The organism is Clostridium chromiireducens, assembly GCF_002029255.1.
Taxonomy (GTDB): domain Bacteria; phylum Bacillota; class Clostridia; order Clostridiales; family Clostridiaceae; genus Clostridium; species Clostridium chromiireducens.
Genome location: NZ_MZGT01000039.1, coordinates 1 through 21,515, shown reverse-complemented (window position 1 = coordinate 21,515; position 21,515 = coordinate 1). Strand labels below are relative to the sequence as shown.

Sequence of the window (21,515 nt, the reverse complement as noted above, 5' to 3'; positions counted from 1 at the left end):
AAAAACTAGACCCACATTTGTGAAATAGACATAAAATAATTTCTATTTACAAATATGGATCTAATTATTAAATTGAATACTGATATATGATTTTAATTTGATTTTTTTACATAATTTCAATACTCTGTTTATTATTGCGCAGCAACACTAAAGAACAGTGCTTTTCCGATGTTAGTTTCTTTTATTGCTTGCTTTATTATCCCAGCAGATTTTTGATCATCTCCAAGAGAAGATTCAAAAATGATCTTAAGCCCTTCTTTTTTCACATACTTAAAAACTTTTTCATTTTCTACTTGAATGTTTTCAACAATTTCAACAATATCATCTTGTCTTAATGCACAGTTAACTACTATCATTACTTTCCCTCATTTCTATTAATCTTCTGCAAAGATAATATGTACTAGTAAGAACTTATCACATATAATCATTCTTGCAAAATAACTAATCATATTTTTTCTTTATACATATAAAACTTTTAAATAATTAGTTATATCATTTAATAAATTAAATATATCATATTTAATTTACTTTTTCAATTTTTTTATGTAAAATTAATAAAATTTAAAAATAAAAATTTATTCCATTGTCTCTAAACATAACTTATTGCTGTAACCATCTTCCTCTTTACCATTTTAATACTAAAAGATTAAATCCCCCAAGAAACTTCTTGGGGGATTTAATTAGAATGTTACAACTTCAATATTTTCAATTGATTTTTTAACTAACTCATCTATATCTAATTTTTCCTCTTCTTTTCTTATAGCATCAAGCTTTGGATTAGTCTTTGGATGTTTTGGAACAAATATTGTACAACAGTCTTCATAAGGAAGAATTGAAGTTTCATACGTTCCTATTTTTCTTGCTATTTCCATAATATCTGTCTTATCCATAGCGATTAATGGTCTAAATGCAGGTCTATCGGAGCAATCATCACTTACAACAAGACCATCCATAGTTTGACTTGCTACTTGACCAATACTTTCTCCGGTACTTACTGAATTTATTCCATACTTATCCGCAAGGGCACAAGCTATTCTCATCATAAATCTTCTCATTATAATAGTTAGCTCATCTTCTCTACATTTATTTATGATTTCCATCTGTATATCAGTAAAAGGAACTATGTATAAGTTTATTTTCTCTGTATATTGGGCTAATATTTTTGCCAAATCCTTAACTTTATCCTTTGCTCTTTCTGATGTATATGGATGGCTGTGATAATATACGCAGCTTACTTCAACTCCTCTTTTAGCCATAAGGTATCCAGCAACTGGCGAATCTATCCCACCTGATAACATAAGCATTGTGCTTCCATTCATTCCATAAGGAAGACCTGCTACAGCCTTTGTGGCATCTTGAGTTGACCAGACGTAAGCATAATTATTTCTAATTTCGATATTTATTAAAATATCAGGCTTTTTAACATCAACTGATATATCGCCTTCGAAATTAGTAAGAACGTATGCGCCAACTTTTTGTGAAACTTCCATGGAGTTTAACTCAAATTTTTTATTTGCTCTATTAGTAATAATCTTAAAAGTTTTTCCTGTTGCGCTCTTTGCTTTTTCTAAAGCTACTTCTTTTATACTATTAAAATCAATTTCAACTTCTCTAACTCGGCACACTTCAAGAACCCCAAATACTTTGCTTATTCTTTTAATACTTTCTTCTATTTCTTCAGTTCTTATAAAGTATCTTCCACTATCATGTATAAATTCAGCTTGTATTCCCTCAAGTTTTTTACCTATATTATCTCTTAATTTTCTTTCAAATTTTCCTCTATTCAATCCTTTTAGAAATATTTCTGGTGCATATTTCACTAAAATAAGTTCTTTCATTATTTTTTAATCCTCCTTAAAAACGTAAGTCCTTTGCTTAAAATTTCTATTACATAATCAACTTCTTCTTCTTTATTTTCCTCTGAAAAAGAGAATCTGATTCCTCCTGATATCTCATCTTGAGTTAACCCTAAAGATTTTAGTACATAACTTCCTCCAATTTTTTCTCTTTCTTTAGAAGAACACGCTGATCCAGTAGATATATATATTCCTGATTCTTCTAAGAAATGAAGCAGCACTTCACCTCTAACGCCTCTAAATGAAACATTTAATATATAGGGTGAAAATTTTTCATTTAATGGGCTATTTATTTTAATATTATCTATCCCTTTTAGTTTCTCTATAAATTTCTTCTTTATTTCAAAAACTTTTTCATAATTTTCTTCTATAAGAGCATTAACTATTTTAGCCGCTATACCCATTCCCATAATACCAGGTATATTTTGTGTACCAGCTCTTACGCCAAATTCCTGTGATCCACCTTCTATAAGTGGACTTAGTGTATTAGGCTTCTTTATGTATATAAATCCTACACCCTTTGGTCCATGGAACTTATGAGCACTTACTGTTAAGAAATCAATATTTAATTTTTTAACATCTATTTGAAACTTCCCATAACTTTGTACTGCATCAACATGAAATTTAGCTCTATTACTATTTTCTTTTATTATTTGGCTAATTGCACCTAAATCCTGAACAACTCCTATTTCATTATTCACATGCATTACTGAAACAAGCACAGTTTCTTTGGTTATAGATTCTTTTAAATGCTCTAAATCAACTTTCCCATCTTCATTTATCTTTAAATATGTAACTTTAACATTGCTCTCTTCTAATTTTTTTATGGTATTTAAAATAGATGCGTGTTCAAAAGGCGTTGTAATTAAATGAGATCCACTTTTTAAAACACCCTTAAGAACTAAATTATTACCTTCGCTTCCACCTGAATTAAAATATATTTCACTTTCGACAGCATTTATAGTCTTAGCTAACATCTCTCTGCATTCTTTTAATTTTCTTTCACTTTTCAATCCCAAATTATGCAAAGAAGAAGGATTTCCATAAAATTCTTTCATACCTAAAGCCACTTCATCTATTACTTCATCAAAAGGCCTTGTTGTTGAACTATTATCGAAATAAACTTCCATCTAATATCTCTTCCTTTCAAGCATAAATATAAATCAACATATATTATATTATTTATATTTTTAACTTTTCTTATAAACTTACTATACAAATACATGTTTTATTATAACAAAAATTTTATATCTGCATAGTATTATTTTATATACACGAAAAATAAAGCAGTAAATAAGCTATTCTTATTTACTGCTTTAGAGAGAGAGAAAATTGTTAAGGGGTAATTAATTAGTATTTATTAGGGTAATTCTATTATATCATATTTTGACAAAAAGCAACATAATTATTTGATGTGTATTTATATTTTTCTTCTTTTTTAACTTTTTTCAAAGCCAATAATAAGTATACGAAAATTATATGATAAAACCTCTGATAACTCTTATTTCTTGCACCCATTATTTATTTCTTAAGCTAATAAGTATTCTTTTTAATTTTTTAATTAAATAACCGTAATCTATCCCTAGTATTACAATATTTTTCAGATCAAAATTACTTAGAATGTCTAGAATTTCTTCATTATCTCCTAATGTCTTTATAACAGACCTAAATTGCATAATTGTTCTCTATTCAATCCTAGTTCTGACCCTATTGCTATTGATATAACTGTAACACTCAATGAATGTAGATAAGTATTTTCGTCATATGATTGTAAATCTTAAATTCCTATATTAAATTTTACTTTTCAATTTATTTATTTCGACTTGTTGATTTTCTATTATCTTTCTATAGTTTACTTCCTTCTCTCCCCATTCCTTGCTCAGGTTATTAATTAGTGATGCCATTTCATCTGCACTCCCTACAATTCTATTGAATAACAATAGATTAGACTGGAGAATTTCAGGGATTTCCCTATGTGAATATCTTAATCTATGATCTATTTCTCCATAACCTTCTTCAAAAATTGTTCTGACTTGTATTTCAGCTATGACCTTCTCATTAGTGGGATAAAACTCCACAAGATAATGAACCGATCTGTATCCTGAAGCTTTTGATCGTACCTCTATATTCGTATCGTCAAAAACATCAATATTGTCCCCATCTCTCACATTAGCAGTTATTTCAATAACTCTCCAAGTTTTCACGATAAAATTATGTATCTCTTGCCATTGATCTTTAAATATATGTATTACTCTAATGCCTATCAAATCATTTATTTCATTTTTGTAATTATTTACAGTGAATTCAAAATCATCTCCATATTTACTTCTTCTATCTTCTGTCTTTCTTATAACTTTTTCAATTAATCCACTTGGGTCCTTTATTCTTGATTTAACTGAATGCACCATTCTCTTTGCCCTTAATATATTAGCTATAAATTCTGCTTGATTATCATATGAACTTTTATAATCTATGTAATCTTCATAAATTTCTTTAAGATTATTAATATCTATGTTATTCTTTGATATTGTTTCTTTAGCATAAGGATATTTCTTTAAAAATTCATCTATACTAAAACTTTTTTTCATTTTCTTCACTTCCTTTATTAAATTCTGTTAAACTTCCTATTATCAAAATTATACTATATCAGGCAACAATTATTTAGGATTTAACCATTCTCTTCAATAATTTCTTAATAAAATTAAATAGCTATCTTAAAATTTTATAATCATTTTAAGATAGCTTATTTAAGCCATACACTCTAAAATAATGGCCTAAAACATTTCTAAACTAATTAAATTTAATATGACAATATCCTGTTGGATTTTTTTCTAAATAATCTTGATGATATTCTTCAGCCGAATAATATTTTTCTAGTGGTCTAACCTCTGTTACCACTGGATTTTCATATTGTTCTTGTACCTTCATTTTACTTTTATTTATCATATCTAAATCCGACTCATCAATATAATAAATTCCGCTTCTATACTGAGTACCAATATCTCCAGCTTGCTTATTCAATGTCGTAGGATCAATTATGTTCCAAAACTTATCAAGCAGTGTATCTAAGGAAACAATTTTTTCATCATAGGTTATGTAACATACCTCAACGAAATCTGTATCATTTTTACATACTTCTTCGTAAGTAGGATTTTCTGTTTTTCCGTTTGCATATCCCACTTCTGTTTCTAATACTCCTGGTATCATAGCAAAATATTTCTCTACTCCCCAGAAGCAGCCTCCACCTAAAACTATTTTCTTCATATTTAACACATCCTTTAACAGCATTATAAATCCAAGCAATAACATTTTGCAATTATATTTTATCTAAAATCTATTTTTAATAAAGCACCACTATATTTTTTCTGTTTTAGAATTATTCATCCAACTTAGAATATCCTTGTATACTTCTAGTTTATTTACTTCATGTAATATATCATGATATTTATTTAAATATGTTTTTGATTCTATATTTCTGTAACCAATTCGATTTAAGAATTTTATTAATTCACAAAACTTTTTCTGGCTTATTACTACAATATCATCTTCTCCTGCAATTATTAGTATAGGAAGATTTAAGTTTTTTTTAATCCAATTTTTCTTACTATATACATTAATTATTAATGTACAAATGTTATCAAATCCATTTATCGTGAATATAAATCCACAACCTTCATCATTAGTAAATTTCTCTATTTCATTTTCTGAATTAGTCAGCCAGTTATCGTCTATTCCTCGAATTATTTTATGTATAAAAGATGATCTAAAATGATCCCCCTTTATTTTCTCTATGACCTTACACAACTTTTTAATAATTGGTATAGCACTGTTCTGAACTGGCGGCCCACATAAAATAAGTCCATCCAGCTCGTAATCATATTTCTTTAAATACGCCCTTGCTATTAACGCCCCCATACTAAACCCTAACAGATAAAATTTATAATCTCCACACCTCTTCTTCATGTACAAAGTTATTTGGTGCAAGTCTTCAACAAGATTTATATCGCCGTTCTCATAAAAATACCCATAATCATCTTTAGATTTTACACTTTCACCATGGCCTATATGATCATGCACTACACATATATATCCACAGCTCCCTAAATAATTCATAAATTCTATATAGCGCTTTCTATGCTCCATCATACCATGGCTAATCTGTAAAATCCCTTTAATTTCACCTCGTGGCACATAAAGGGTAACTCCCAAATCCACTTTATCTTTAATTGATTTAATTTTAAAATCCTCAAATTTTTTTGAATAATCAACTATCCCTTTTTCGTATAATGTTATTTTCACACAATACCTCGCAAAATCCGTAACTAATTTTTTATATCTTTCCCAATTTTTCATTATTTAAATAAAAAGATATTTATATTTATAGTTTTAATCAAAATTATGCAAAACAAAATTACCCTGAAGGCTCAACTATAACCTCCAAGGTATTTCATTACTTTAAAATTCTATACATTATAGATTTAATTAAATTTTTAGCAACTGCATTTATCTAATTGGTTCTGTTTATCTTAACATCTATTTCCGAAAAAATTCTCGATATAATGTTCTCGCCTCTTTTATTAATCAAAACTTCCCCTAACTGTTTACTTAATAATTGGATTTCATTAATTAAGCTACTAATTTCTTTATCCTTTTCAATAATACTTGTATCCTTAAGTGCCAATTGCTCCTTAAGGATTTCCACTTCCTTATTAAAGGTTTCTATATTATTATATTGAATACTCTGTAGATGATTACTTGGAATCCCAATCTCAACTTCCTTATATAATTTATGTTTTATTGAATCGAATATTTTATCCTTATAACCATATTCATTATATGATATTAATTTTCTATCAATTTCTCTTATCCCATTTGACACCCTACAAATAATATTATTCAACATATTATTTAATTCAATCCCTGTGCCATAAGTCTTATTATTTTTTTCACAAACTATAAAAGTATTAATTTTATCTTTAATATTAGACGGAATACTTAAGTTTGTATTTCTTTCATAATATACATTAAAGAAGTTTTGTTGCATTATGCAGCTAGATCTCTCATTTCTAGCTTCCATAATCACTCCACCCGATTCTCCATTTTTCCTTATAACAAATGAATAGAATTTTTTTAATAACCTCCTAGTTACTAAAGAATATGAATCATTTGTTTTATTGCTATCATGTTTTGCAGAGCTCGATATTATTGTAAACTTTAAGTTTTTTAATAATGCTGGTAGATGATTAACAAATCTCTTTTTCTCGATAATATCAATATTCTTATAGACATTTTTATCAAAAACCATATCATCTAGAAATAACTTACAGTTCATCTCACTAAGAATCCCTTTTTTATATTCTTTTAGCTTTGATTTTAACTCACACTCTTTATTTTTTGAATTTACACAATAATCATATTCAAATATTACACCAATCATAGTGATATTATCATTAATGTTCTTACTTAAGAAACCCCTTTCATCAACAAACATTAAATATTTTTTACCCATACAACTCTCCCCTTTAACAATTATTCCGTAACCTGAATATCCATTTTATCAATTAGTATATTTAGTACTTAATAAGAATATAAAATATACTTATGTACACATTTTCATAGACATACGTCTAAATTTTTCATGTTAACGTTATTATACAAAGGCAATTAGTTCATGTTAAAATTCTGTCAAGCTATCCTATCTCATATAATTCCTCCTCATTTTAATTCTCCATATAATCACTTTGTATATTAATTCTACATAAGGTATATTTTTCCTTTTTTATTAACATTAATCACAATAATAAATACAATTGTAAAATATATAAAAGATCATCTTACAATTGTATTTATTCAATTCTAAATTAGTATATGTTATGTAAATACTAACTTAGAACAATTATTAAAATTTTATATATCTAAATAGTTAATTAAGTAACCCAATATAAATAAAGATAGAGTAATTTACTTTATAAATCACCCTATCTTTTAATTTACACTCTTTTCTTTTCTTAATGGATAGTGATAAGTGAATTAGTTATTCTTTCCTTTACCTTTATTTTCTGAACTCGAATTACCATTTCCGCTTTTCTCTGACTTAGATGAATTCCCATTTCCATGTGAACTATCACTATTTTTTTCTGATGCTGCTCCAGACTTTTCTTCTTTCTTTGCAGCGTTTTCTTCCTTCTTAACACTACCGTTATTACTATTCTCCTCTTTCTTAACACTGCCAGTAGTGCTGTTCTCTTCTTTTTTAATTATGCCATTGCTTGTTTTCTCACTAGAAGAGTTCTTATTTTTTCCTGGTACAGCAATTGCAGCAGAGTCCACTGATGGTTTAGCTACTACTGCTTCTTCTTGTTCAGTATTTCCATCAGTTGTAACATCAGTGTTAGTAGATGTAGCATTTGCATCTGTATTAGTGTCAGTTGTTATATCTGTAACTGCATTACTATCAGTAGTTGTTTCACTGCTTGTCTTCATTTTTCTTAATTCTTTAGTTTTCTTTTGAATATCTTTTACGGAACTAGATTTATAATCTTCAACTTTAATTTCTGGATCTAGTGCTTGAAGCTTTTGTATAAGGTTTAGCTTCCCAGGTGTTATTCCAAGTTGTCTTGCTTCATCTCTTCTTGCAAGTGCCACTTTATTAGTTTCAACTTCTGCATCTACATTATTATTTTCTAGTGTCTGATCAGCAGTTTCTTTTAGAGATTCATTTAGTTTATCTGCAATACCATCCTTATCCGTAGATACTGTAATTTCAACTGCTGCAGATGTAGTTGCAGTTTCATCAGTTGTAATTGCATCATCTTCTTCTATATATCCATCAGAAATTGCATTTGTTATCACAGCACTTACTGCATCATCAACATTTGTATTTATTAGATCGGTACCTTCTAATACTTTTTCACCGTCTTCATTATAAGCCTCAACTGATACTACTTGATCAAAAGCATTTACTCCTAATTCAACGCTTGGATTAATATCCACACTTACATATGCTACTGGAGTTTTTGCGTATGCGTATCCGCCTCCTCCTAATCCTAAAACTGCTACAGCTGATAATGCTAGCGCTATCTTTCTTTTCATATAAATTCCCCCTAAATAATCATTTATTCTTCCTGAAAGTGTATTGGTTGAGGCATAAAATCCCGCCTTTTTCTTTACTGATCTCTCTATACGTTTTCTAGTAAGAGTGTCTAACGATAAATTCATCTCTTCATTTAATAATAAATCAGTATCAGCTATACCTAGTTTCTCTAATTCCTCAAATAACTTATCATCCAATTATAATATCCCTCCCAACACATTTTTTAATTTTTGTATACATCTCGATACTTTTTTATCAATAGTATTAACTTTAATTCCCAAATCACTAGAAATATCTTTTGAACTTTGATATAAGTAATATTTTCTTATAACTATTTCACTATCAGGTTCTCCTAATGATTTTATTGCGTTGATTAATACTGACTTGCTCTCCTTTAGCAGAAGCGAATTAGCTACGTCATCAACCATACTATATAAATCTTCTGGTAAGTCCTCTATAGGAATATGATTATTATTCTTATTTTTTCTGTACATATCTATTGCTTTTCTTTTTGCTACGACTGCCAAAAACGCTTTTATTGATCCCTTTTCCAAATCAATCCTATTTTTATAGTGGAATACTTGAAAAAACACATCGCTTACACATTCCTCAATATCCTCTTTTGAATATGTTCCTGAAAGTTTATTGAATATAATAGTATAAATAAGTGCCATATAGCTGTCCATCATCACTTTGAGGCCTTCCTCTGGTTTATCATGCAAAAGCTTAAGTAGTTCTATATCTGAAATCAAAGTGCACCTTCTTTCCCTCAAATTTCCTCTATATTATTTAATTCGCAATAACCTAACGAAATCTGACACAAGATTTCAAAAAACATATTATTTATTATTTACATAATCTTTTCTAAATAATTATATTTTCTTCTCTAAAAATACATCATGTATTAGATTCTTAAGTATTATTAACTAGACTTTAAATTTGAGTTAAAATATTAAATTTAATTTAGACAAAGTAATAGAGCAGCTAATACTAAATTCAATACTAGCTACTCCTCTCTTATATCACTCAATTAATATTCTTATTTTTTATCCTTGTTATTTCCCTTATTTTCTGTATTTGCATTGTCACTTCCATTTTGTTTTTCAGATTTAGCCGCATTATCTTTTACATTTGTAGTCTTAGCGTCATCTTTCTTAACTTCTGGATTTTTCTTTTCTTCCTTATTAGCATTCTCATTTGCTTTTGAGGCGTTATTATCTTTGTCTTTGTCTTGAGTAGTTACATCTTTATTTGTGTTTGTTTCTACATTAACATCTGTGTTAGTATTTTCTTCATTAGTAACTTCATTGTTCTTATTTTCTTTTCTTAATTCTTTAGTTTTCTTTTGAATGTCTTTTACAGAGCTATCTTTATAATCCTCAATTTTTATGTCTGGATCTAATGCTTGTAGTTTTTGTATAAGATTTAACTTTCCAGGTGTTATTCCAAGTTCCCTTGCTTCATCTCTTCTTGCAAGAGCTACATTATCAGTCTCAACAGTCGCCTCTGTATCATTTTCTTCTAATGTTTTATCAACTGCATCTTTTAAAGCTCCTTCTAATTCAACTGCCACATTATCCTTATCTGTAGATATTGTGATTTCAACTGCCGCAGATGTAGTTGTATCAGCTAATTCATCAGTTGTCGCTGTATCCTCTTCTTTTATATACCCATCAGAAATTGCATTTGAGACTACTGTACTTACTGCAACATCAATATCAGTACTTATTAAGTTAGTTCCCTCTAAGACTTTCTTACCATCTTCATTATAAGCTTCAGCTGAAACTACTTCATTAAAAGTATTTACTCCTAATTCTATACTTGGATTAATATCTAAACTAACATATGCTACTGGAGTGGTTTTTGCATGTGCATATACTCCTCCACCTAAACTTGAAACTGCGACAACCGCTAATGCTAATGCTATTTTTCTTTTCATAATAAATCCCCCTAAAATATTATTTATCTTTTGTTTGAATACATTATTTTCACTATAATAACCAGTTTTTCTTCTTATAGATTTCTCAATTCTTTTTATAGTTAGATCATCTAATGATAGATTAATATTTTTATCTAATAGTAAATTTGTCTCTCTTATATTTAGGTCATCTAACTTTTCGAACAATTTTTCTTTCAAATTATCAAATCCCTCCTAACAATTATTATTAATCGTATCTAGATACTTTCAACTGCATTTATTTCTTAACCATGGTTTGGATAAATACTCTTTTTAACTTTTATAAGCTTAATTTTGTTTTATATAATATAGTTCGCTAGAGCAATTTCAAATCTGACAAAACGAGCAGATAATTTTATTATTTTTTTAATTTAATATAATTAATATTTAAAAAAGAGCCCTTTATTTAGGCTCTCTTCTCACTGGTTTATATTTTGAATCTTTATCATTAGGATTTATATAATCATAATCTCCATTTTCAGTTTTTTTCAATCCTAATGAGGCCATTTGCTTTTTAGTAACTTTACGCTTATTCGTCATGATTATTCCTCCAATATTTCAAATTTAAAACAAAAATAATATTTATATATATATTTATATTTCCACCTTAACTCAAATTATAATTTGAGTTTGACTTGGCACATATCGTCTATATGGAATACGTACACTCACTCCAGAATCATCAAAGGTATAATCTGTTTCTTCAAGAGGTTTTTTATTTGCAATCAAATTCATTCCAATTCTATATACAGCATTTGCTATGCCTCGAGCGTCTTGAATAACAGTTCCCGTCATGTATCCCTTCTTAATGAAATCTATAGCTTCAGGTATCGCATCAACTCCAACCACTGAAATAGTTTTATTTTTATCTCCAGCATTGTATCCAAAAGATTGAAGTGCTTTAATTGCACCTATTGCCATTGCATCATTATTGGCAATTATAGCTTCAATTCTATCACCATATCGTAAAAAAATTGAAGTCATAAGTTTTTTTGCCTGTTCCTCATCCCAATTCGCAATCTGAGATGTAAGCTCTTGTGTATTTATACCAGCATCGATAATTGTTAGAATTGAATACTTTGTTCTATAATCAGTATCTAAACTCTCTTCCCTTCCCTTTAACATTACATATTCCATTATGTCATCATTATTTCTATCGATTAACTCTTTATTTTTATTCCACTCATCAATGAGAATTTCACCTTGAAATATACCTGCATCTTCTAAAGTACTTCCTACGAAGACGGCTTTCCCATAAGATTGAATTGCATCTTTTTTATACGGTTCCCTATTAAAGAAAATTACAGGAATATTATATTGCTTAATTCTAGCAACGACTTCCTGCACTGAATTTATATCAACTAATGCTAATAACAACAAATCATATTCGCTGCTCTCTAGTACTGTTTTAATAATTTCATTTTCAGTTTCCTGACTTTCATTGGCCGAAAAGGTTGTAATCTGTACATTTCCGCCATTTTCCTTCGTAATCTCTGCTAAGTTCTTAAAAATTTCATTTATAAATGGTGCATTAATGTCGTAAACTATCATTGCTACTTTAATTGTTTTTACTGTCGAATCACCTGAATTAATCATTTTTGCATATGCACAGTTACTTTCTATTGCTGTGGAAAAAACAAAAATTACAGCTATGATAGATATAATTCTTATGCCTAATTGCTTCATATTTTCATTTTCCTCCATGTAACTGTAATATACAAATTATATACTTACAATTAGTTTCAGTCATATAAAACTTATTTGTTCCATTCATTTGCAGTTTTCACTATATAAACACATATAGTTTTGTTTTTTAATCTCACTTTCTATTTTAGTATTTACTTTAGTAAAAAGTTTATTCTACGCAATTATTGATTCAACGTATAACTAAATTTTATTTTAAAATTATTAAAGCAAAAAATAGAGCTCGTTAATCAAGCCCTATTAGGTATATAATTTCCAAACATTAATTATACTTAGTTTTAACAAATTTTCAAATTATAAAAAAATTATATTTTAAATCTATAACCAGCTCCCCATACAGTTTCAATTAACTTTATATTATTATTTTCTCCCTCAATCTTCTCTCTTATTCTATTGATATGAACAGTTACTGTCGCAACATCTGCATAAGAATCAAATCCCCATATTCTGTCCAATAGAGCTGTTTTTGAAAATACTATATTGGGATTAGTTGCTAAAAATAATAATAATTCAAATTCCTTATTCGTAAATTTTACTTCTTTTTCATCAACATATACCCTCCAAGCTTTTGTTAAAATCTTCAATCTTCCAAATGTTATGGTTCCAAGCTCTGACGATTCATTCTTTTTATCTATTGATGTTAATCTATCATAACGTGAAAGGTGAGCATTTACTCTAGCTACTAGCTCACTTGGATCAAACGGCTTAACTATATAATCATCTGCTCCAAGTCCAAGCCCTCTTATTTTATCTATTGATTCCTTTTTTGCTGTGACCATTAAAATAGGTATTTCTTTGCTATTTCTTATTTCTCTGCAAAGTTGAAATCCATCCTTAATAGGCAGCATTAAATCTAAAAGAATTAAATCAAATTCCTTATTTAACGCAAGTTCTAACCCCTTATCTCCATTTTCTGCAATTTCAGTTTCAAATCCATTTATCTCCAAATAGTCTCTCTCTAATTCTGCAATAAGCCTATCATCTTCAATAATTAAAATTTTTCTCATTTTCTCTTCCCCCATCACGGTATTTACTCCAAATTATTTACTAACTTTCGTAAATAGATCCTTCATAGTTACTTATTGGTAGTGTTATAACAATTGCTAATCCATTCATATTTTCAGCTGATATTGTACCGCCATGTGCTCTTACTATATACTCTGATATAGACAGTCCAAGACCGCTGCCTTCACCTGGATTAGTTCTAGCAGAGTCCTCCCTGTAGAAGCTGACAAATAAACGATTAAGATTTTCTTCTAAAACCCCTGGCCCATCATCCTTAATTTTCAAGATAATATTCTCTTCTTTCTGGTCTATTATAATATTCACATTCCCACATTCCTTCGTTTTATACCGCACGCTATTTTCAAGTATATTAACTAGCACTCTATTCATTTCTTCAATATCAATACTGATTAAAATATTATTGTCACAACTATTTTCATAAGATAAATTAAGTCCTTTCCCTTTAAATTCGTCTACAGCATTAACAAAGAAACTTTGAAAGAAGTCGATACAGTTTACTATTTCAAAATGAAATGGAAATTTTCCTGTATCTAGCTTAGAAAATAGAAATAATTTATCTACCAACATATCCATATCACAAGCTTTATTATATATAATTTCATGATATCTTTCACGTTTTTCAGGTGTATTCGCCACTCCATCTTTTAACCCTTTTATATACCCCTTAATTGTTGTTAACGGTGTACGCAAATCATGGGATATTCCTGCCACTAACTCTTTTCTATTTTCTTCATATTTTAGCTGCATATGAACAGATTCCTGTAATCTAATCCGCATTTTATCAAAATCTGAACAAACTTTTGCAAATTCATCATTTCCTTCGTAATTCATTTTAAAATCGAGATTACCCTCTTCTATTTGCCCCGCGCCATAACTTAATAATTCTAAAGGTTTAATCACACTTTTAGCTACGCGAGATGATAAAATACCATTTGTAAATATAATGATAAGTAATGCTATAATAAATACAATTCCCATATAACTAACAAAGAAAGATCTTACTTCAGTTCTCATATGATCTTTATTGATAATATTACTTGACTTAACAGCAAGTAAAGTAATGCTTTTATTATTTTTGGTAATAGTATTTTTAATTAAACTTACCGAATTTACTTCAAGTACCATTGAATCTGATGAAGAAAGTATATCACTTTGTAATTTAGAAATAGAATCTCTATCTTCATCAGTCAAATTTGAGAAGATAGTATTTTCATTGCTTGTAACTAATAAATTATACCCCGCATCATTTAAGGTTTCTCCAAACTTTTCAAAACTTTCCTCTCTCATATCAATATTTTTTAAACTTTTGCTATATGAATTTATAGCCCTTTGTACAAAATAAGTTCCGTTTTCATCATTTAATCCCCTTATCTTCTTTCCATATATCTCTGTAAATCCTTCTAGGACACCTCCGGCAATTACTACAATTAATATCGCTGGAACTATCAACATTAAAATATTGGAGATAATAAGACGTTTTTTTATCATCATAACAAGATACCCCCTAATTTATCTTATGACACTTCACTTTCTGTTTGTTTTTCCTTAATTCTTTCAAAATCAAGAAGTAACCTATAACTATCTAGTATTCCCTTTTTTCAAACAATGCATATGCACCTGAAAAGAAAATTAAGGAGTATCCTGATAATAATCCAATAACTGTCAGTATCGACTTCACTGACATTTGAGATCCAATAAAAAACTTATATAAATTTGTGTATGAAGTAAATGCAACGGAAGATATTGATGGAAATATTAACCCCAAAGCCATTATTATGATATAAATTAATACTGAAAGCATTACTGAAGAAGTACTGCTTTTTGACAATTGAGATATTAATATTGAAAGAAAGATTATTGGAATTGATGGTAGTATGGAAATTATATACGCTGCAAAAATCCCTGGAATATTTATCACCTGCGTTCTTCCGAATAATACTCCAATGACTGAACTTATAATAAATGTTATCATTAATACGCATATTACGTAAATCAGAATCGATATCATCTTAGACACAAGAATTTCATATCTACTTATAGGCCTTGTTATTACAGCTTTAATAGTTCCATTTTCTTGTTCTGCTGCAAATAAATCTGCAACTGCCATAAAAACAATTAATGGGATTAATATATTAGTGAATATTGATAATATGTTTAATTCAAAACTAGATAATGAAACATTAATATGTCCTTCTGTAAAATTACTTATAATTCCTATAAATATAACTAATAATTCAATACAGATTAGTAATACTTTATACTTAGTTCTCTTAAATAACTTAGTGCTTTCGCTAATTATACCTGCTTTCACTGAACTCATACATCCTCCTCCTTTTCTACAACTTGACTAAGAAAATATTTTTCTAAAGTTTCGCATTCACTAAGTGCGTCCTTCATTAATGATATATTTAATAACTTTCCTTCTTTAGTTATACCAACTTTATTACACATTAACTCTATCTCGTGAGCAATATGACTAGAAACTAAGAATGTTATTCCTAACTTTGATTGCTTAATTATTATTTCCCTAATTTCTACAGTTCCTTCAATATCTAATCCATTAGTAGGTTCATCTAAGATTACTAGCTTAGGTCTAGCTAACAGTGCTAGTGCAACACCTAATCTCTGCTTCATCCCAAGAGAAAAATTTTTCACTTTCTCATTTGCATATTTAATTAGTCCAGTCTGTGTAAGAATATCATCTATTCTCGGATCTTTTATTCCTGAATAATAATTTGCTGCCAATTTAAAATTTTCCTTAGCCGTAAGATACTCATATATAGCTGGGGCTTCAATAAGACACCCTACCTCTTTTGAACTTTCCTCCATAATATCTTTTCCTAATATTTGAACACTGCCTTTATCTGCATATGACAAGCCAGTGATAATTTTCATAGTAGTTGTTTTTCCTGATCCATTTGGACCCAGTAACCCAAAAATATCTCCCTTTTCAATTTTAAAGGATATATCACTAATTCCGCGGCCATTTTTATAGTTCTTCGTTAAATTATTAACTTCAAGTATCGGCTCCATAATAATTCCTCCTCATTTTAGGATTTACTGTCTCAAAATCAAGCTATATTCCCAAAAAACTTTAAGAATATAAAGTATTTTCTCTTACAACATTAATTTTAAGACAGAATTATAACTTTAAAATATTTGTCATACAACAAAAGTACCAAATAGTAAATTTAAGATATATGATTAAAATATATCATTTATATTCTATATTTATTTTTATTTCAATCGTTTATTTTCCATTGTTTGAACTTGTTTACCTGTTGTATCAATTGAATCAGCTTTTGTAGAATTTACATTGCTAACTGCAGTATTAACAGATAGTTCAAATTCATGTGAAACTCCTTTTTCATCTTCTCCAGTAATTACGATTTTCACATCATTTTCAGATAGTGTATTTCCATCTACTTTTGCAGTCAAACTTAATGATTTTATATCTACATTTTTTAAAGTTGGTATATCACTTATTGCTTTTCTTAGTTCATCGTTTGCAAATTCACCCTTGTTATTACTTTTTTTATCATTCTGCTCCTCGACAGCAGCTGAGATTGCTAGTTTAGCAAGTTCAGGAATTTGTGCACCCTCTAGTTTTACACTAATTTCATCTCCATCTACAACAAATTGATTTTTAACATCTCCAACTAATGTATCTAGAACCATTTCTCCTAGTTTTGCCCTACTAGATGAAGCATCAATTTTTCTGTTTCCTCTTCCAATATTACCCTTGGCACTGTTCCCCATAGAATAATAATTATCCCCTTCTTTAATAACAGTCTTGCCATCTACTCTACTTGTTTCAGTATCCTTAGTGACATCACCAATTTTTACAATAATATTTGAAGAACTGTTGGTACCTTCAAGTTTTTCTACACTATTTCCTGAAATATCAGTATTTCCGTTATCCTTTACCTCAAAAGAAGTTGAAAATGTAGCATTTCTAGTCGTAACTAATTCTCTTACTGCACTTTTATAAGTTTCATACCCTGATGCTCCACTTGCAGATGCTGATACAGTAACTGCTAATAACATACATCCTGTTAATGCAGTTATAACTATGGTCTTTATTTTCTTACTTTTCATAGTTTACATCTCCCTTTATTTTTTCAGCTATTAACCATGTCGAATGTCAAAAAAAGTTTATTAACTAATAGCTTAATTGCATTATAAATAGTAGGTGTAATCTTTTTATAAAAGAAATATAAACAATTTATAAACTCTCCCACAGTAATCAATACTTTTTTTAAGTTAATAAAAAACTATAAGCAAGTTTTCACACACATGTTCAACCTTGCTTATAGTTTCATTATTGATATTCTTATTCATTTTTACTTTACAACATCTACTAATCAATCATCGAATCAAGTCTATCAAAAATTTTTTAAAACTTATAGAGAAATTATCTTATTTGACAGTCCTAACCTAAGAACTAATATACTTCTTCAGCCATAAATTAGCAACAACATCTGGACCTACGACATTTTCTCATGCATATACCTTTTAAGATTTCTTGCTTTGCTAAAACATACCCAGCTTTTACACCTTGAGTATAACATTCATTGCAACCTCTAACTCTTCCGTCGTTAAATCCTTCACTATACCCATCTCTATATCCTTGATCATAAGTGTCTGCTAATGTATCTGAAAAAGGTCCATTTCCCCTACAATAAGGTCCTCTAGCAGCTCCGGCTGTATTTGCAATTTGATTTGGATTGCCTGGTCTGTATCTTCTGATACGAGTTCTATTTTGCATTTTTTTACTCCTTTGTATTTTGATACATTTCTAATAGTATATTATGATAATTTATGTTATTTGTTATTAATAAATAGCACATGAGCTTAACTTTTTCATGTGTACGTTAATTGATTATCACAAACTTTACCAATCATAAATGTATATTATATTGTTTTAACATTCTTCCTATCTCAAAAATAACTCCCAATTCAAAATTTTTCACTCTATATAAAATTTCATTCGTCTTAATCTCTCGATAGTACGTTCCATCAAATTTAATTTCATCATATTTATTACCCATATCAAAAACATAGTCAGACTTTATTTTACCTTCTTTTTTTTAAATCCCTGCTAATAACGAGTGATTTCCATAATAAATTATGGCTATATTAATAGGTAGAAATAAGTGTGCCTTGTAATTATTGTGGTTATAAAAAAATGAACTGCTATTTCCTCTCGTATCCTTAGCTAATCTCTTTGCAAATCTTTTTCTATCCCCTGCAATAGGGATAGCCATATCATTATCTAAAGATATATCTATCATTTTCTCTTCTTCATTTAAAAGATCTTTATCAAAATATTTTCTTAATCTAAATCCTAAATCATTAAATATACTTTCTATAAAATCAACTTCTTCTCCTAAATACATTTTCATAATAAGTCTATCTCTCACTATTTGTCCTAGTGAATTAATATATAATTTTATAGGTACGTAATTTGTTCCTCCTTCTGCAATTATAATTTCCGCTAACTCTAAGAGTTCTTCTAATTTGATCATATTTCTTAATTCTTCCTCTAATTTAGGCACCTCTGAATTCGTCCTTGCTAACTTATGTATTTTTTTCTAAAATCGATAGACATCTCATCGCCTCTACCAAATTTATATTAGAAAATCTTAAAAAATATGTTACTAATGAGATTCTATACATAAATATATAGGGTTAATAATCACTATTTATTCGATTACTTTTCTACGCAAAAAGGTGCTGTTGAAAAACTAACAAAGTTGTTTTTCAACAGCACCCTTTTTATTAATATACCTAAATATATATAATTTCTCTTTCTTCTTAACTTAAATTCTCTAATATTAATAACATATGTATGCTTGTCCAACTTATACGACTTACGTTTCCTTAATTATATGACATAATTGTACTATCTATTCTTTATTACTCAATTCCTCCGCAAAATCAAAAAACTCCTTCATACTTTTTAAATGATTAGTTTCATTTATTCTATTTTTCAATTCATTTATATAGTTAACTCCATATACAATCGTGGGAGGTCTCTCCTTAGAGTAACTTATTCCACCTTCTTTAAACATTTTTTGTAAGTATTTCACATGGTACTTTGCATTAGTTGATGCTCTATGCCCTACTGGCTTATTCATCTCTTCTGGATCGTACTCGCTTATATCATAATTTAAAACATAACTTTCAAACTCGCTACTGTATGCCTCCGGAAACATGCTATTATTCCCTAGTAACCATGTCTCAATACATTTATTTTGAACAATAATTTTATAATTAAAAGATCTTTCACTACTATATCTTTTTATATTTGCTTCAACCGTTTCTTTTCGTTTTTCTACCCCATCATCATCGCCATCTAGAAATAAAACTAGGTAATCAATATTTTTATAGGAATTAATGGTATCAATAGTATCTCCTAAAACATTTTTTTCTTGAGAATCAGGATTTATCCCAATTACCCTTGGATATCCGTGTCCACTATTTATAACATAAGAGTTCGTATCTACATTCGCTATAGTTCTTTTTCTTGTTAAGTTAGGTAATAGAACGTTCATCCATCTTCTTATTATTTCCTGACCAGATTTACCATCTTCTACCAAAATATAAAGATTCACTTTTACTCCTCCTCCTCAAACTCCAATACATTTATAAGTTGAAAGAAAGAATCATGTTTCGTTTCACCGATACCTAAATCTTTTGCTGGTCTAGTTATTATATTTGAACATTTACGCGAAACAACTTTCCAATAATCTGGATGTATATTGTTTATTATATACGGATGATGGCTAGTTATTATAAATTGAATGTCATTTTCTGTATCAACAATTTTCTCTGTTATCATATCCAAACAATTGATACCTAATCCATTTTCAAACTCATCAATTAGAACAACTGAACCTTCAGGTAATGTTTTTAGCAATATTAGGTGTGCTAATGACTTTATCATTCCTTGAGATATTTGAATTTGCTCAATCCATTCACAATTTTTTTCCTTAATAAATAGACAATAAAAATCATCTTCGTTAAATTCAAATTTTATATCTTCTACTTTATTAAATATATTAATATACTCGTCTTTTATCTCATTAAATTTATCAGGAAAAATTCTGTAAATTAAAGCAAACCTCATAACAATAGGAAAATGGCTACTGCATAAATCCTCATACTTGGTGTACTTTGGTTCGTACCATGCTAATCTCATTCTATTAAATGATTTATTTCTAATATCATTTAATTCTCCAATATTATGTATTTTATTAATATTTTTTATAATTAATTTTGACAACTCTTCCTCTGCAAATAACTTTAAGAGACTTCCACTACGTTCTGTTTTGGGTATAGTATATTCCATAAACTTATGTTTATCTGATGACTGTATGAGAAGAATTTTGCCTTCAGTTGACAAACATTCATATATCATATTATATGTTACATTTCCTACAGACTCTTCTTCCTTTAAGCATTCTCCAAAATGTGCCTCATATTCATAATTAACGTTATCAATTTCAAAAGATATCTTATATTCACTATTCTCCATAAAACGTAATCTGTTATTAATATTTTTTTCTCTTACTATTGTATAAATTAAGCTAACAGCCTTAAGTATTTGACTCTTTCCAGCTCCTGAGACACCTACCATTAATGATAAATCATTAAAATAAGTTCTTTCTATCTTAAGCTTAGTTTTTTTGCTTTCAAATTCAACCCAATTAATTTTCATCGTTACACATCCTTTATATTATTAAAGCGAATTTAATTTATATTATTAAATTCAACTACTTCAATACTAGAAACTAGCTTTTCTTAAGACCAAACAAATACTAATTAAACCTATTTTATTATACCACATTTATGAAATAATATATAAGTTTATAAT

General features: G+C 28.5%; 21 protein-coding genes and 1 pseudogene. All 22 read right to left on the bottom strand.

Annotation, left to right across the window (positions count from 1 at the left end):
• Positions 1-131 precede the first annotated feature (131 nt).
• The 22 genes and pseudogenes from CLCHR_RS14490 to CLCHR_RS14395 all read right to left on the bottom strand — a co-directional run bounded on the left by CLCHR_RS14490 (position 132) and on the right by CLCHR_RS14395 (position 21,359).
• Positions 132-356, bottom strand: coding sequence for a hypothetical protein (locus CLCHR_RS14490; RefSeq protein ID WP_079440552.1), 225 nt, complete (start codon positions 354-356; stop codon positions 132-134).
• A 324-nt stretch (positions 357-680) separates the two neighbouring features.
• Positions 681-1,838 (bottom strand): tRNA uracil 4-sulfurtransferase ThiI, encoded by a 1,158-nt coding sequence (gene thiI / locus CLCHR_RS14485; RefSeq protein WP_079440551.1) that lies wholly within the window; start codon positions 1,836-1,838, stop codon positions 681-683.
• Positions 1,838-2,986, bottom strand: a complete 1,149-nt coding sequence (locus CLCHR_RS14480; protein WP_079440550.1) for a cysteine desulfurase family protein — start codon at positions 2,984-2,986, stop codon at positions 1,838-1,840. The genes thiI and CLCHR_RS14480 overlap by 1 nt, the downstream gene beginning before the upstream one ends.
• 387 nt (positions 2,987-3,373) lie before the next feature.
• Positions 3,374-3,532: a hypothetical protein gene (locus CLCHR_RS24835; protein WP_169896807.1), complete on the bottom strand. Its 159-nt coding sequence runs from the start codon at positions 3,530-3,532 to the stop codon at positions 3,374-3,376.
• A 114-nt stretch (positions 3,533-3,646) separates the two neighbouring features.
• Entirely contained in the window at positions 3,647-4,444 is a 798-nt protein-coding gene (locus CLCHR_RS14475; protein ID WP_079440549.1) for a RelA/SpoT domain-containing protein, read from the bottom strand.
• 202 nt (positions 4,445-4,646) lie between these two features.
• Complete coding sequence (gene msrA, locus CLCHR_RS14470; protein ID WP_169896806.1) at positions 4,647-5,120, bottom strand: peptide-methionine (S)-S-oxide reductase MsrA; 474 nt, start codon at positions 5,118-5,120, stop codon at positions 4,647-4,649.
• Positions 5,121-5,210: 90 nt separating this feature from the next.
• Positions 5,211-6,155 (bottom strand): alpha/beta fold hydrolase, encoded by a 945-nt coding sequence (locus tag CLCHR_RS14465; RefSeq protein ID WP_242966066.1) that lies wholly within the window; start codon positions 6,153-6,155, stop codon positions 5,211-5,213.
• A 208-nt stretch (positions 6,156-6,363) separates the two neighbouring features.
• Positions 6,364-7,365, bottom strand: a complete 1,002-nt coding sequence (locus CLCHR_RS14460) for a DUF3800 domain-containing protein (RefSeq protein WP_079440546.1) — start codon at positions 7,363-7,365, stop codon at positions 6,364-6,366.
• Between the two features lie 521 nt (positions 7,366-7,886).
• Positions 7,887-9,146, bottom strand: a complete 1,260-nt coding sequence (locus CLCHR_RS14455; RefSeq protein WP_079440545.1) for an anti-sigma-I factor RsgI family protein — start codon at positions 9,144-9,146, stop codon at positions 7,887-7,889.
• Positions 9,147-9,701, bottom strand: a complete 555-nt coding sequence (locus tag CLCHR_RS14450; protein WP_079440544.1) for a sigma-70 family RNA polymerase sigma factor — start codon at positions 9,699-9,701, stop codon at positions 9,147-9,149. It lies immediately after the preceding gene.
• A 287-nt stretch (positions 9,702-9,988) separates the two neighbouring features.
• The gene (locus CLCHR_RS14445; protein ID WP_079440543.1) at positions 9,989-11,086 is read right to left on the bottom strand and encodes an anti-sigma-I factor RsgI family protein; all 1,098 of its coding nucleotides are present in this window, start codon (positions 11,084-11,086) and stop codon (positions 9,989-9,991) included.
• A gap of 222 nt (positions 11,087-11,308) precedes the next feature.
• Positions 11,309-11,446 (bottom strand): hypothetical protein, encoded by a 138-nt coding sequence (locus CLCHR_RS24830; protein WP_169896805.1) that lies wholly within the window; start codon positions 11,444-11,446, stop codon positions 11,309-11,311.
• Between the two features lie 72 nt (positions 11,447-11,518).
• Positions 11,519-12,592, bottom strand: coding sequence for a galactose ABC transporter substrate-binding protein (locus CLCHR_RS14440; RefSeq protein ID WP_079440542.1), 1,074 nt, complete (start codon positions 12,590-12,592; stop codon positions 11,519-11,521).
• Between the two features lie 323 nt (positions 12,593-12,915).
• A complete protein-coding gene (locus tag CLCHR_RS14435) occupies positions 12,916-13,617 on the bottom strand; it encodes a response regulator transcription factor (RefSeq protein WP_079440541.1) in 702 nt (233 codons plus the stop codon).
• Positions 13,618-13,657: 40 nt separating this feature from the next.
• Positions 13,658-15,127, bottom strand: a complete 1,470-nt coding sequence (locus CLCHR_RS14430; protein ID WP_079440540.1) for a sensor histidine kinase — start codon at positions 15,125-15,127, stop codon at positions 13,658-13,660.
• Between the two features lie 91 nt (positions 15,128-15,218).
• The gene (locus tag CLCHR_RS14425; RefSeq protein WP_079440539.1) at positions 15,219-15,956 is read right to left on the bottom strand and encodes an ABC transporter permease; all 738 of its coding nucleotides are present in this window, start codon (positions 15,954-15,956) and stop codon (positions 15,219-15,221) included.
• A complete protein-coding gene (locus CLCHR_RS14420) occupies positions 15,953-16,669 on the bottom strand; it encodes an ABC transporter ATP-binding protein (RefSeq protein WP_079440538.1) in 717 nt (238 codons plus the stop codon). Before CLCHR_RS14420 ends, CLCHR_RS14425 begins: the two co-directional genes overlap by 4 nt.
• A 204-nt stretch (positions 16,670-16,873) precedes the next feature.
• Complete coding sequence (locus tag CLCHR_RS14415; protein ID WP_079440537.1) at positions 16,874-17,734, bottom strand: hypothetical protein; 861 nt, start codon at positions 17,732-17,734, stop codon at positions 16,874-16,876.
• Between the two features lie 370 nt (positions 17,735-18,104).
• Entirely contained in the window at positions 18,105-18,404 is a 300-nt protein-coding gene (locus CLCHR_RS14410) for a FliH/SctL family protein (protein ID WP_079440536.1), read from the bottom strand.
• Positions 18,405-18,537: 133 nt separating this feature from the next.
• A pseudogene (locus CLCHR_RS14405) lies at positions 18,538-19,194 on the bottom strand (DUF6710 family protein).
• Between the two features lie 351 nt (positions 19,195-19,545).
• Positions 19,546-20,253, bottom strand: coding sequence for a hypothetical protein (locus CLCHR_RS14400; protein WP_079440534.1), 708 nt, complete (start codon positions 20,251-20,253; stop codon positions 19,546-19,548).
• 2 nt (positions 20,254-20,255) lie between these two features.
• A complete protein-coding gene (locus tag CLCHR_RS14395; RefSeq protein WP_079440533.1) occupies positions 20,256-21,359 on the bottom strand; it encodes an ATP-binding protein in 1,104 nt (367 codons plus the stop codon).
• Positions 21,360-21,515 lie beyond the last annotated feature (156 nt).

What these genes read in the sequence shown, in the direction of transcription:
- CLCHR_RS24835 (WP_169896807.1), bottom strand. Translation starts at nt 3,532, where the DNA reads ATGCAATTTAGGTCTGTTATAAAGACATTAGGAGATAATGAAGAAATT.
- CLCHR_RS14410 (WP_079440536.1), bottom strand. Translation starts at nt 18,404, where the DNA reads ATGCAAAATAGAACTCGTATCAGAAGATACAGACCAGGCAATCCAAAT.
- CLCHR_RS14420 (WP_079440538.1), bottom strand. Translation starts at nt 16,669, where the DNA reads ATGGAGCCGATACTTGAAGTTAATAATTTAACGAAGAACTATAAAAAT.
- CLCHR_RS14480 (WP_079440550.1), bottom strand. Translation starts at nt 2,986, where the DNA reads ATGGAAGTTTATTTCGATAATAGTTCAACAACAAGGCCTTTTGATGAA.
- CLCHR_RS14415 (WP_079440537.1), bottom strand. Translation starts at nt 17,734, where the DNA reads ATGAAAAGTAAGAAAATAAAGACCATAGTTATAACTGCATTAACAGGA.
- CLCHR_RS14435 (WP_079440541.1), bottom strand. Translation starts at nt 13,617, where the DNA reads ATGAGAAAAATTTTAATTATTGAAGATGATAGGCTTATTGCAGAATTA.
- msrA (WP_169896806.1), bottom strand. Translation starts at nt 5,120, where the DNA reads ATGAAGAAAATAGTTTTAGGTGGAGGCTGCTTCTGGGGAGTAGAGAAA.
- CLCHR_RS14430 (WP_079440540.1), bottom strand. Translation starts at nt 15,127, where the DNA reads ATGATGATAAAAAAACGTCTTATTATCTCCAATATTTTAATGTTGATA.
- CLCHR_RS14425 (WP_079440539.1), bottom strand. Translation starts at nt 15,956, where the DNA reads ATGAGTTCAGTGAAAGCAGGTATAATTAGCGAAAGCACTAAGTTATTT.
- CLCHR_RS14475 (WP_079440549.1), bottom strand. Translation starts at nt 4,444, where the DNA reads ATGAAAAAAAGTTTTAGTATAGATGAATTTTTAAAGAAATATCCTTAT.
- CLCHR_RS14490 (WP_079440552.1), bottom strand. Translation starts at nt 356, where the DNA reads ATGATAGTAGTTAACTGTGCATTAAGACAAGATGATATTGTTGAAATT.
- CLCHR_RS14395 (WP_079440533.1), bottom strand. Translation starts at nt 21,359, where the DNA reads ATGAAAATTAATTGGGTTGAATTTGAAAGCAAAAAAACTAAGCTTAAG.
- CLCHR_RS14440 (WP_079440542.1), bottom strand. Translation starts at nt 12,592, where the DNA reads ATGAAGCAATTAGGCATAAGAATTATATCTATCATAGCTGTAATTTTT.
- thiI (WP_079440551.1), bottom strand. Translation starts at nt 1,838, where the DNA reads ATGAAAGAACTTATTTTAGTGAAATATGCACCAGAAATATTTCTAAAA.
- CLCHR_RS24830 (WP_169896805.1), bottom strand. Translation starts at nt 11,446, where the DNA reads ATGACGAATAAGCGTAAAGTTACTAAAAAGCAAATGGCCTCATTAGGA.
- CLCHR_RS14460 (WP_079440546.1), bottom strand. Translation starts at nt 7,365, where the DNA reads ATGGGTAAAAAATATTTAATGTTTGTTGATGAAAGGGGTTTCTTAAGT.